Genomic DNA, 11,666 nt, shown 5'->3' on the forward strand with positions numbered 1-11,666 from the left:
CCTGTAGCCTGCGAACCGGCAACTGAGGTGCATATCGGGGGACTTAGGGAGCTGTAGTGGCGGATCGGGATCCTCAGCGGTTCTTCACCCAGAACCAGCGCAACATCCTGTACGACCTCGCCGAAGGACGGTGCGAGACGTGCAGTGCACCGCTGCTGGACGGCTGGGAGGCCGACCACATGGTGCCCTGGGTGCAGGGCGGCCGGACAGTGATCGAGAACGGGCAAGCACTGTGTGCGCAGTGCAACAGAGGAAAAGGACGTGGGGTGCAGTACACCGACGAATTCTCGCCGCGGCCCTTCCAGCGGGAGGTCATCGATCAAGTCTTTGACCGTATCCATGCGGGTGAGCGCCTGACGGCCGTCCTCGCCTCTCCTGGGTCGGGAAAGACGCTCACCTACCAGGCAACAGCCACCAGGCTCTTCAGGGCCGGCCTGATCGACCACGTGGCGGTCTTCGCCCCCCGGGTCGCCCTCGCCGAGCAGTGCGAGACCGACTGGATGCAGCGGGACAGCCAAGGTTCTGTGACGAAGGGGATGTGCCTGCTGTTCGACAGCACCAAGCGCATCGGGATGATTCGGCACAAAATCAAAGAAAAGCCGCTCACGCCGGTAACCGAACCGGGAAGCGGCTTCGTCTCCACCTACAGCGCGCTGGTCACCAACGAGTCGGTCTTTCTGGAATGGGCGGCCAAGCATCAGGGCCGGTTCCTGCTCGTGGCTGACGAGGCGCAATTCTGCGGCGACACGACCGACCCCGACGCCGGCGAGGGCGGTACCCGCGCTGGCGCATTGATCAAGCAGATGCACGAGTACGCCCGGCACACCCTGCTTTTGACCGGAACGCCGAACCGCGCAGACAACCAGCGGCTGGTGCTGGCTGACTACGAGCCCCACCCGACCGACCCCAAGCGTGAGGTCCTGGTCCACCACGCGGAAGCCAAGTACTCCAACGGCATTGCGGAGGGCTACCTGCGCAAGTTCGAGATGCGCCTCACCAATGCGCGCGTCTCCAAGCGCACGCTTGCCGACGATGCCGGCCGCGGGGACAGCGTCCTCGAGTACAACCTGTCCGACGACGGCAGCGAACTCGTACCCGTGCTCAGGGACGAGAAGACCTGGCAGCCCCTCGTCGACGACGTCGTGAGGGCCATCCGGGACAAGCAGAAGTTTCACGCCTCCTACCGCGGCCTGATCTCCTGCATGCAGCAGCAGGACGCCAAGAAGGTCTACAAGTACCTCCAACAGCGCTACCCCGACCTGCGCGTGGCGCTCGCCGTGTCATCCGACACCGGTGCCTCACAGGTCCTGCAGGACTTCAAGGTCAAGCCGATGGACCTGCTGGTGACCGTGCGCATGGCGTTCATCGGCTACGACTGCAAGACCATCACCGTCGTCGGCATCCTGACCCACTACCGCGACGGCGGCCACCTGATGCAGTTGATCGGCCGCGGCCTGCGCGTATGGGACGGCACGCCGGCCCGTGAACAGACCTGCCTGATCGTGGCCCCGGACGACCCGAAGATGCAGGGCTTCCTCGACCTCCTGCGCGAGGAGAACGACCGGGGACTGAAGGTCCTGGAAGAACGGGAACAAGAGGAACGCGAGGAGCCCGGAGACGCCGTCCAGGAGGAGTTCTCCTACATCGACTCCGCGGTCGCCACGACCACCAGGGCCTCAAGCAACGAACTCGACATGGACGCGGACGAGACGCTGATGGTCGAGACGCTGAAGCGAGCTGTCGACGCCGCAGAAGACGTCACCAAGCTGAAGCAGATCATCGAGATGGCCGGGATGATGCTCAAGCAGCCGACCCCGGTCCCCCAGCCGCGCACCGAGCCGGAACCGGAACCGCCCACAGAGGCCCCGAAGACCGAACGTCAGCAGATCGCCGATTTCAACTCCAAAACTTCAGACACGATCAGGCAGTATCTGTACCGCGGCGGTGTGAAGCCGGGAGACGCCGGCTACGGGGACGCTGCGATGAAAGCGACGGCACGCGTGAACGAGGCTGCCGGCTGCACGGCGGCGAACGCCAATACCGTAGAGAAGGCCAGCAGGAGGTTCCGCGCTGCACTGGCCCTCAAGTAGGAGAGCTCCATGACCGTCCGAGTCGAATCAAACAGCTATCTCACTGAGGAGCAGCATCAGGTCTACCAGCTCCGAGACTCCCTGGAACGCAACGGTGGCACGCCGATCGGCTTCCTGGAGCTGCTGGCAGCCGTCATGGCGGAAGGAACCTGGAAGAAGGTCCCCTCCGGCGTCAACCAGGAGAAGCCGTTCAACAGCTTCTCCGAGTTCATCGAAGCGAACCCCCCCTTCGGGCTTGGTGCCAGTGTGGAGAACGTCCGCATACTGCTTCAGTTGCGGCATCCGCACGAAGGCGTGCCACGCATCCGAGAGCAGATGGACGCCATGCGCGCGGAGGTCATCCGGCTCCTCGGGCCCGACCCCGAACGTGACCCCGTCGCCCGCGATGCCCGGGTTTTCGGCGCCTATGACCGAAGCGGTGGATGGGTCTTCGGGCTTTTGGTCGCCCGCAACGTCCAGCCCGGCGCAGTCGAGCGCCGACCGAGCGAGACGTGGGGTGTCGACGATGGGGATGTCGAGAAGGTATCCGCCAGCAGGTTCGCCGAGATGGCCGGCACCTCTGCTGCGCGGGTGATGCGCTTTTACCGTGCATGGGAACGTGCGGCGGCAGACAGTAAAGTCCCCAGTTTCGACCAGCTGACCCCGGGCCAAGAGATTGACCTGCCCGACGCGAACCTTTGGGGCGACTACTTCACCGTCTACGAACAGAGCACCGACCGGCGCGAGCGCATCGCGGAGGAAGCCAAAGCCGCAGGCACCAGCTACACCGAAGCCATGAAGGTGGCCAAGAATCCGGCCGCGATGCGCACTGCGATCCTGGGCGACCCCAAGACAGCCGAGGCCGCTCGCGATGCCTTGATGGGACGCACGGAACTCAGAGCCACAGTGGTTGCGCAGGCGATGTCTGACCCGGCGATCCGCAAAGAAGCCGCGGCTCAGACACGCAAGGCAGAACGCATCGAGTTCGTACGGCAAGTCGCCACAGACGGGAAAGCCAAGACCCCCGCCGGTCAGATCATCGAGCTCACCAGTCAGGCCCGCCAGAAAGTTTCCGCGTGCCTGGCAGCCGTCGAAGACTCAGAGGCGACCCCTGAGAGCGTCACCGATGCATACGAAACCGTACGGGAAGCCATCGAGGAGACGGTGGAGTCCGATCGGGACCTCCAGACAATTGAACAGCGCACCCAGTACCTCAAGGCACTGAAGTCCACCGCGAAGGGCATCGAATCAATCGACCCCCAGCAACTGGCAACGGTGATCGACGATGACGTCCGCGAAAGCATCAAGCAACTCCAGCTGAGGATCAACGCGCTGGCCAGCTCCATCGCGGACCCGAACGCGGAAGCGTCGGCTCCTGTAGTCGGGTGACACCTTCGATCTGTAGCAGCCGCGCCCGAACAGCCCGCGAGCCCCGGACCGATGTGGTCCGGGGCTCGCTCGCGTATCCGCGAGGGTGGGATGGCCGCCGGCTATCTGCCCATCAGCTCGTTGAGCAGGGCGACAACAACGACGCCGACGCCGATCGCCGCTCCGAGCGCCGGGTTTTGGAGAGCGACGACGACGGTTAACGCGCCCACCAGCAACAGCACGACCATGCGCACGCTGATCTGGTCGTTGTTCACGAAGCCCGCCTCTCCCTGTTCATACAGGAGGTGTGGTGACGGGCTTGTGCGGCTATGCCTGCGGGCGTGCCGGGACTGCCTTGACTCGACGGCAGCACATGGCGCCCCGTAGGCTCGGGCTCGGACCTGATGGTTCTTCTCCCATCTTGGAATGCGTTCTGGTACGGGGTGGAGCTGTCGGACTACGCGAGTGGCCCCTTGTTGGAGCAGGGGGCCACTGCTTTGTCTCCTTCCGGTTGAAGCGGTCGAACTACGCGTTGACGACTGCACCGTTGGAGCGGCTGCAGAACCCACGGGGCACTGCCGCTGCCGTCGACTCAGAAGCCTACGCACATCACGGCCCGACCTTCCCTCTGCCTCTGTACGGCATCGAAGGCCAACTCAGCCTGGGGAAGGCACCTCAGCGGAGTCACCGCACATGTGCTAGGCGCTGCGGCTTGTCAAGTCATCGAAGGTTGCAAGCCTCCCACCTGCGGCGATGCCGTCCGGGGCGTGGGGCGACCGAAGGTGAAAGCTGATGCCCGCTAATGCCGAAGTGGAGCCGACAAGCCTTGAGAACGCTCAGGAACGCGTTGCGGAGCCCTCTTTGAGGCGCGATAACTGAGGCCTTGAACCACTGAAACACCTGTCCGTGGCAAGGTTGGGAAGCGAAACATCGTCGCTCTCTTTGCGGAGTCGGTAGATCTCTTCGCCGGAGTTGGCGGTTTCAACGCGAGCAGAGCATCCGACTTCTTGTAGGACGGTGTCTCAGGCTTCTGCGAGCACTGCGAAACGGTTCGTCTTCGCTACGGAGCTCTCTCCCTTTACCTCTCCGAAGCGAACCGGGTTGTGCAAGAGGACCTGGTGCATGTCGCCTTCGGCCCTTGACAGAGGAACGGGCCTATTCGCCGTCGCTGTGGTCGAACCCTTTGAGCACGGGATCCAGCTCCTGCGCCGCGCCGCACAAAGAACACAGCCGAGTACCGGGATGCTCCGCAGCGTCCAGCGCCCTGTCCAAGCTGAGCACCGGTGCTCCGGCGGGTGCTTCCTCGCAGTCGACGGCGTGGATGATGCCCCGGCCGGGACCGCGGCCGTCGTTCAGCTTCTGCAGGACCCAGCCCGAGGGGCGGCGCTTCCCGAGGATCTGCTGCTCTGTCGTCGGCGGCGGCAGCCGGGTCGTGGGGACGTCGTCGTACGAGACGCCGGGGACGGGCTTCACGTGGTCGGGGGCTTGCACCCACACCACGTACCAGGCGGGCTCCACCTGCCCGGAAGGCGAGTTCTGCCAGGCCGGGACGGCCACCTTGTACAGCCAGGTACCCGGGATCTGTTGGCGCTCCTGGAGGCGGCCGGTGACCTCCTGGCCGTCGGGGAGGACCACGGTGATGGGCGGCGGCTCCGGCTCGGGTGGCGTGTCCGCCACGGCTACGCCGCCTCCTGGCCCTCGCCGTCCTCACGTTCGAGGGCGTGCTTGAGCTGGGAGCGGGCATCGAGCCGATCGGGTCCGGCGACGTCGTTCCAGAAGGCGTGCGTGACGATCGCGGCGGTGAGGTCGCGCTCCCGCTCGCGCAGCGCGGCGACTTCCTTCTGCTCCTGCTCCGACCAGCCCGGCGAGTCCGGGTATGCGCGGGAGGGGGTGAGCCAGTAGCCCTCGGGGCGCTGCCAGCCTTCCATCGGTTCGACGGAGTAGGGCAGTCGCTTGTACAGGGCGGTGAGGTCGGCCCGCACCTGGGTGAGTGCCTGCTGCGCTGCGATGAGGTCGCTCGGGTAGTCGTACGTTGTCGCCACGGCCCCAACAGTAGTTCGACCCGGCGACCGTACTGCCCGTACGACGCGGCGGCGCTGCGCGCCCGGCAGCTGCTGCTGATGACGGCTCAGGGCTGGTCGGGCGGGGTGTCGTGCAAGTACCAGCCGTGGGTGGCCATGCACTCCTTCGTCCACTCCATCAGCAGGTGCGAGCCCTCCTTGACGCGGCTCTCGTCATGACCGCCGTCGTTGGCGAACCACTGCACGAGAAGGCCGGCCGCCGGGCGGTCGACGTCGCCGGTGTCGCACACCGGGCACAGCTCCAGGTGGATCGGCCGCCCGTGTTTGTCGTTCTGTGGCGCCACCCCGCTCATGATGAGGTCGCCTCGGCAGCGTGAACACTGCGGCAGCCGGTCGGAAAGCCTGAGCAGATCCATGGCCAGTCCCCTTGCTCTGGACGTGGCCCTCCACCCAAGACCCGCTGATCTACGCCGTCAACCCCACCCGCAGCGGTCGGGCGCCTGGCCGCGGAATCTGTCCACAGGGGAACGGGTGTCTGCTGGAAAAATGATCGACAGCAGCGACGACACGCAGCCGCCGGCCCCGCGCCGCAACAGGGTCCTGGACGCCCTCAAGCGGGCGGAGCGCAAGGTGTTCACCCGGCCCGCGCCGAAATCCGCAAAGGCCCAGATCGAATTCCTCTACACGCGCGCCAAGCGGTCGACGAAGGCCCTCGCCGAACAGCTGGGCGTCTCGCCCCGTACCGTGCAGCGCTACCGCGCCGGGCAGCTGAAGAAGCCTCAGAAGAGGCTCCAGGCCGCGCTGGTGGAGGAGACCGAATCCCAGTGGCAACCGCAGGTCAGAGCGCAGGCGCGGGAGCGAGCGGCGACCTCCAGCGGAATGATGGTGGAGGTGACGGCCTACTTCGGATTCACCTGCACGGGCAGCTCGGACGACGGCCGTGAGCGCACCATCACCACCCCGATCTCGCCCACCTACGCCGCGCAGATCCTCCAGCTCCAGGAGGCCGGTGCGACGGAGGAAGACCTGCATCCGATCGTCGCGGAGGCCATCACCGAGTCGTATTTCACGGAGTGGGGCACCCGCGCTGACGGCCTCCGAGCGGATTTCACGCACGTGCGGTCGATAGATTTTGAGTTCTGACCACCCAGAATTCAGAGCCTGCTATAAACCTTATTCGCGGGCCGTCGCACAGCGCTCTGGCGGCGGTCCGCTCCAAATCCGCACCACGAATGCGAGGCCGAAGATGACCACGCCCCGGCGCACCTTGCGCCGACCGCTCGCCCCGCTGGCCGCGCCCCGCGCGCCGGTCGACCCCGCCCGCATCGGACGGCGTGTGGTGCGCCGCCGCGCGAAGGGTATGGACGCGGGCGCCGTCGCGGCGGCCCTCGAGGACGCCCGGTTCGACGCACGGCAGGACTCGCGGCACGAGCACCTGGCCGACGACGAACGCGGCCGGGCGGAGCTCGCTGAGTGGGAGCGCATCGACCAGCTGCTCGCCGTCGCGGCCCCGGACGCCGTCTACGACCCGGACGCCGACCCGCACGTCCAGGAGGAGCTCGCCGCCGACGCCGCGGCCGCCGCCGTCCGGGAAGCCGAGCTGCGCGAAGCCGCCCGGGTCGCGGCCCGCGCCGATGAGCTCCAGGCGCTGCGCGAGCTCGGCACGCTGGAGCAGGCCGAGCCCCGCGAAGGTGACGAAGCCGCCCGGGACGAACTCACCCGGCGGGCCGGCTCGTACGTACAGAAGGACGTCGACGCCTGGCTCGCCCACGCCCTGGCTGCGCACCGCGGGCACTACGCGGAGCCAACCGCCCGCGCGGCCGCCGCCGATCTGCTGCCGACGCATCTGCTCGCCCACGCCGCACTGCTCACCGAACTCGCGCACCTCGCGCCCGGCGCCGGCGTCGACCAGCTGGCGTTCGCGGCCCGGCTCACCACCGCCGACCCCGAGGCCACCGGCGACCTCGCCGCGTTCCTCGCCAGCACCCGGTCCGGGCAAGGCTGATCTCACTCTTCGTGCTGCCCCGGCCCTCCCCGATCCCCATCGGTTTGGCCGCCGCAGCGGCCATAGGCTGACTCGACTATCAGCCGGAGGAGCGTCACACCATGGAACCGACCGTCGACAGTCCAGCGCCGCAGGTCACCGCCGCAGACATCCGTACCCTTTTGGACTCTTCCGCTGAGCTCCCCGTTCTGTACATCAACTACGGTCCCGGCGACGACGGGGGCACTGAAGCGGAGCTGGACGTGTGGGCCGCAGGCCTGGTCTACCAGCCCGACATCGTCCTCACCCACGCGACCGCTCTGGAACTGCTCGGCGAGGAACCCAGTAGTGAGACCATCGCGGCGTTCCTGCCGAAGGTTCAGAAATCCGTGGACCAGATGATCTCGGTCCGGGGCATGTGAAGCAGATCCGCTGATCGAGGGACCGACCGTCTCATCCGGCAAGGTGTCACGCTGACAGAGCGTGAGCGTGACACTGCCTGTCACGCTCCTCTGAAAAAGTGTCACGTCGCCTTGAATATGTTCCCCTATGTCCGCTTCTTGGGTCCCGTGAGCCCCCCAGGGCGGGGTTCGAGAGGGAGTGTGACATTTTTGATCATGCATCGCGCGCACTCGTGACCAGCACAGAACGTAACGACGGCGAGCGGCTGGTACATGGTGTGCGACGGCCACGCGATGGCCGCCCGCCTCCAGATCACGGACGGCCAGGCCGTGCCCGGCATCCCGGCCTGAACAGTCCGGCGGACCTGTGTCATCTGTGTCATCAACCCCCCGTTTCCCCAGGTGGGCACGTCCATCTGTGTCACTGTTCAGCTGATCTGTGTCATCGCGCGGGCGGACCCAGCTGGACCCAGCAACCGCCCCAGAACCTGGGTCCCTGGGTCCCGAGACCGGTGTTTTCGCTGGTGGACACGATCCGCAACGGCTGCTGGGTCCACCTGGGTCCCTTGGTCCCGCACCGCCGTACGGCCGGGTTCGTCCGGAGTGGTCCCCTCGGGCCGGGGTGGCCGATACCGTGGGAGCAGACGCCAGTTCCGCCCTCCTGGAGGCCTCGATGAGCGAAGAGCCGGCCCCCGCCGACCACGCCCGGCAGCAGCTGGAGCCCGCGGCCGCCGACGGGTTGCGCGCGTACGCGGCCCGGACCCGCGCCAACGCCGACCAGTTCGCCGCCGTCCTCGAGGACATCGCGGCCAACGGGCTGCCCTCGGTGGAGGACTGCACGCCCTGGGAGGAACTGCGCGAGGCCCACCTCGCCCGGCTCGCCGCCCAGCGCCCGGCCGTCGCCTGATGCCGTCGGCGCACGGGCCTCGCCGCGCCCGGATCGCCTTCTCCGACTCCGCCGCCAAGCAGCTGGAGAACATCACCAGCGAGGCGGACATCCACGCCCTGGACCGCGCCCTGGTCGTCATCTCCGTCGACCCGGACGTCGGCGAGCCGATCCCCGGCGACACCGCCGGCCCCCAGCTGCGCCAGTACGCCGACGAAGTCGAAGCCGTCCGCGTCCTGTACTTCGTCACCGCGCTGCGCACCGTCGTGGTCGTCGCCTACATCGAGGTCTAGCCGCCGAAGGAGCCCAAGGTGCCGTCCGACATCACGCAGCTCACCGCCGGCCGACAGCTCACCGGGCTCCGCCAGGTGCTGGACTGCCCCGCCACACCGACCACGCTCCGGCAGGGCCCCGCCGCCTCGCCGGGGGAGCCGCCAGCCTGGCTCGCACTCCTGTGCCCCGCCCACTCCGAGGCCCTGCCCGGGTGGCCGGGCACCGCCGCCGACACCGACGGACTGCGCCTGTCCTGCGGATCGGTCCTGGACTACCGGTCGGCCGAGCAGCTGCTCCAGTCCCACGCCGACCTGTGGCTGACGCCCCTGACCGGAGTGGACCCGAAGACACACGCCGGGGTCTGGCCCGAGGTCCTGGACCAGGCGGACCGCGTCATGCGCGAGCGCCTGGGCGAAGACGCCGCCGACGGAGACGAGAGGCTGCACAGCCTCGCGATGATGCTCGGGATGGCCTCCCGGAACGCAGCCGAGGGCAACCTGTACCAGGCGACCGTTCCCCTGGCCTACTGCGAGACCCTCGCTCAGCGCCTGTAGCCGCGGCCGCGCCGCACGTCCGTTCCGGTCTTGCACCCATCAGCCGGCTGCCGCCTCCAGTCGTGGCCAGTGCTGCGCCACCGACTCCCGCCGGGCCCGGCCCGAGGGCAGCCGTTGCACCCCAATGTAGGTAGGTACTTGTAGTACCTACCTGCGGGTTGTTCTTCCTTCCCCCTGAGAGCGAAGCTCGCAGCGCGGGAACCGAGCATCTCCCCCCTCGCCTGTGACCCAGACCGCCAGCGTCCGGCGGGCATGATCCTTCCCGGCCCCATACGACCGCCTGCCGCGTTCCGAGGCCAGCCGGGCTCCCGAGCCGACGATCAAGAGCCTCGGAGGCGCTCACGGCGACGTACAGCGCCTTCGAGGGCCGGAGGTAGCCCGGGGCTGTTGCCGCCGCGCTGAGCAGCTCGCGCCAAGGATCTGCCGTCACGGCGCGAAGGCGGCGTTGCACCCCAATGGTGGTTAGTACAGATAGTGCTTCCGGTGCGGGTTGTAGATCCCTTCCCCCTGAGAGCGGAGCTCGCGGAACGGGACCCGAGCTTCTCCCCTCGCCTGTGACCACGCGCTGCCAGCGCCCGGCACACATGATCCTTCCCGGCCCTGTAAGGCCGCCTGCGGCGATTTGACGCCCTCCGGGCTCCCGAGCGGCGATCAGGACCGCCAGAGGCGCTCACGGCGCCGTACAGCGCCTCCAGGGACCGAAGGTGCCGCTGGTCCCTTTGGGGTGGCTCCGTGAGCGTCTCGCCGCCGTCGTCGTCTCGCTGGGGTTCCTGGTCGCCCCGGACCGAGCCCTGCTCTCAGGGGGAGGGATCTACTACCTGCACAGGACCGCCATCTGTACTAACCACCATTGGGGTGCAACGCCGGTGTCGATCGACCCCGGCGTCGCCGGGTGCCGGCGCTCCCGGTGAAGCCCGCCGTTGCTGCAACCGACTGCATGCCGACTGCACGTTGCAGTCCGTTGCACCCTTCCCGGCCTGCACCGTGCAGCGTCCGTTGCGCAACCGGCTGCTGCTCCTGGTGGTGAAGGGTGCAACGCCGGTTGCTGCTCGGGGTCGGGTGCTGTGGCGCAGTAATCGCACGCCCCAGACGGCACACGGGTGCTGCACGAGCAGCAGGCCCGCCCAGTCGGAGCAGCAGCTGCGCGCTGCACGGCCTCGCTGCATGCAGCCGGCGCTCACTGCTCCAGGGCCAGCAGCAGGGCCGCGGACCCGTCCCGGCGGCTGCATAAGTTCACAGAACTGCGATGCTCCGCGCGAGATCTATGCGCAGCTGCTGCATGCAGCGTGCGCGCCGAGCAGTCGTCGGTTGTTCTGCTGCTCCAGAACAAACCGGTTTACCTGGTGCTACCGCCCGCCCGTTGATAGCCGTCCGACACCGGCCGCGGTGTCCCGTGTCCATACGCCTGCCGTCACGGAGCCGAACTCTCGCTCGACTGCAGGAGCCGGCCGCTGCGCCCGGGGCGGCTACGCGTTCGCGCCTGCTGCCACCGGTGTGCCGTCGGTCCGGCCGCTGCCGCGCGAGCACGCCCGCAGCGCGCAGCCGAAGAACACGTCGACGTCGACACCGGAGTCCCGGCGGGTGATCTCGTACAGCGCCTTCGTCGCTTCGAAGGCGGCCACGACGGGGAGAGTGGGCTCCTGGTGCGCCTCGGTTTCCACGTCCAGGTGCTGGGCGAAGCCGAAGTGGTGGGTCCGGTCCCGTTCCGCAGCCACCACGCGCTGGTGGGCCTTGCGGGCCGCCTCGAACCACCGCGCCGCGTCGTCCGTGCCCAGTGCGTTGACGACGATCGCGAAGAACGGGGTCACCCGCTCCGCGCTCGCGGGCCAACTGTCGGTGGGCGGGCCGAAGTGGTTGCCCAGCTCCTGGGTGAAGTGGAAGCCGAAGTTGTGCGTCACGCCCCCACTCGTACCGCGTAGGCCGGCACTCGGGCAGGCGGCGCGCGGCGCCATATCCCGGGAACGCTCGTGCGGGCCGTCCTGCCTGCGGGGTTCCCCTGGAGGGGAACGATGTAACGCCCCGCTGGCATGAGAGCGGCGCCGCACTCTGAGGTGCGGCGCCGCTGATGTCGTGTCGTCCGGTCGGGCGGGCGGCCGGGTCAGCCGACGGC

At 67.9% G+C, this 11,666-nt stretch carries 13 protein-coding genes; 8 read left to right on the forward strand and 5 right to left on the reverse strand.

What is annotated here, in order from left to right; translation table 11 throughout:
• The first annotated feature begins 56 nt into the window (after positions 1-56).
• Together ABZ281_RS02185 and ABZ281_RS02190 are read left to right on the forward strand one after the other, a co-directional pair.
• Positions 57-2,090, forward strand: a complete 2,034-nt coding sequence (locus ABZ281_RS02185) for an HNH endonuclease (protein WP_356651189.1) — start codon at positions 57-59, stop codon at positions 2,088-2,090.
• 9 nt (positions 2,091-2,099) lie between these two features.
• Positions 2,100-3,458 (forward strand): hypothetical protein, encoded by a 1,359-nt coding sequence (locus ABZ281_RS02190; RefSeq protein ID WP_356651191.1) that lies wholly within the window; start codon positions 2,100-2,102, stop codon positions 3,456-3,458.
• Between the two features lie 101 nt (positions 3,459-3,559).
• Here ABZ281_RS02190 and ABZ281_RS02195 read toward each other — a convergent pair whose 3' ends face one another.
• The 4 genes from ABZ281_RS02195 to ABZ281_RS02210 all read right to left on the reverse strand — a co-directional run bounded on the left by ABZ281_RS02195 (position 3,560) and on the right by ABZ281_RS02210 (position 5,874).
• Entirely contained in the window at positions 3,560-3,712 is a 153-nt protein-coding gene (locus ABZ281_RS02195) for a hypothetical protein (RefSeq protein ID WP_355982265.1), read from the reverse strand.
• Between the two features lie 880 nt (positions 3,713-4,592).
• On the reverse strand, positions 4,593-5,114 hold the full coding sequence (locus ABZ281_RS02200) for a DUF6233 domain-containing protein (RefSeq protein ID WP_356651193.1): 522 nt from the start codon (positions 5,112-5,114) through the stop codon (positions 4,593-4,595).
• Positions 5,115-5,116: 2 nt separating this feature from the next.
• Positions 5,117-5,479, reverse strand: coding sequence for a nucleic acid-binding protein (locus ABZ281_RS02205; RefSeq protein WP_356651195.1), 363 nt, complete (start codon positions 5,477-5,479; stop codon positions 5,117-5,119).
• Between the two features lie 86 nt (positions 5,480-5,565).
• Positions 5,566-5,874, reverse strand: coding sequence for a DUF6300 family protein (locus tag ABZ281_RS02210; RefSeq protein ID WP_356651197.1), 309 nt, complete (start codon positions 5,872-5,874; stop codon positions 5,566-5,568).
• 130 nt (positions 5,875-6,004) lie between these two features.
• On the opposite strand from ABZ281_RS02210, the gene ABZ281_RS02215 reads away from it, so the two are divergent.
• From ABZ281_RS02215 to ABZ281_RS02240, 6 genes are all read left to right on the forward strand, one after another.
• Positions 6,005-6,601 (forward strand): terminal protein, encoded by a 597-nt coding sequence (locus tag ABZ281_RS02215; protein ID WP_356651199.1) that lies wholly within the window; start codon positions 6,005-6,007, stop codon positions 6,599-6,601.
• 103 nt (positions 6,602-6,704) lie between these two features.
• Entirely contained in the window at positions 6,705-7,463 is a 759-nt protein-coding gene (locus tag ABZ281_RS02220) for a hypothetical protein (RefSeq protein ID WP_356651201.1), read from the forward strand.
• Between the two features lie 101 nt (positions 7,464-7,564).
• Positions 7,565-7,864 carry a hypothetical protein gene (locus ABZ281_RS02225; protein ID WP_356651203.1) on the forward strand — a complete coding sequence of 100 codons (300 nt, stop codon included), beginning with the start codon at positions 7,565-7,567 and terminating at the stop codon, positions 7,862-7,864.
• Between the two features lie 652 nt (positions 7,865-8,516).
• Complete coding sequence (locus tag ABZ281_RS02230; RefSeq protein WP_356651205.1) at positions 8,517-8,750, forward strand: hypothetical protein; 234 nt, start codon at positions 8,517-8,519, stop codon at positions 8,748-8,750.
• A complete protein-coding gene (locus tag ABZ281_RS02235; protein WP_356651207.1) occupies positions 8,750-9,022 on the forward strand; it encodes a hypothetical protein in 273 nt (90 codons plus the stop codon). Before ABZ281_RS02230 ends, ABZ281_RS02235 begins: the two co-directional genes overlap by 1 nt.
• An 18-nt stretch (positions 9,023-9,040) precedes the next feature.
• Positions 9,041-9,556, forward strand: coding sequence for a hypothetical protein (locus ABZ281_RS02240; RefSeq protein WP_356651209.1), 516 nt, complete (start codon positions 9,041-9,043; stop codon positions 9,554-9,556).
• Between the two features lie 1,466 nt (positions 9,557-11,022).
• On the opposite strand, the gene ABZ281_RS02245 is transcribed toward ABZ281_RS02240, so the two are convergent.
• A complete protein-coding gene (locus ABZ281_RS02245; protein ID WP_356651211.1) occupies positions 11,023-11,454 on the reverse strand; it encodes a hypothetical protein in 432 nt (143 codons plus the stop codon).
• Positions 11,455-11,666 lie beyond the last annotated feature (212 nt).

The organism is Streptomyces sp. NPDC006265 (assembly GCF_040613555.1).
GTDB lineage: Bacteria > Actinomycetota > Actinomycetes > Streptomycetales > Streptomycetaceae > Streptomyces.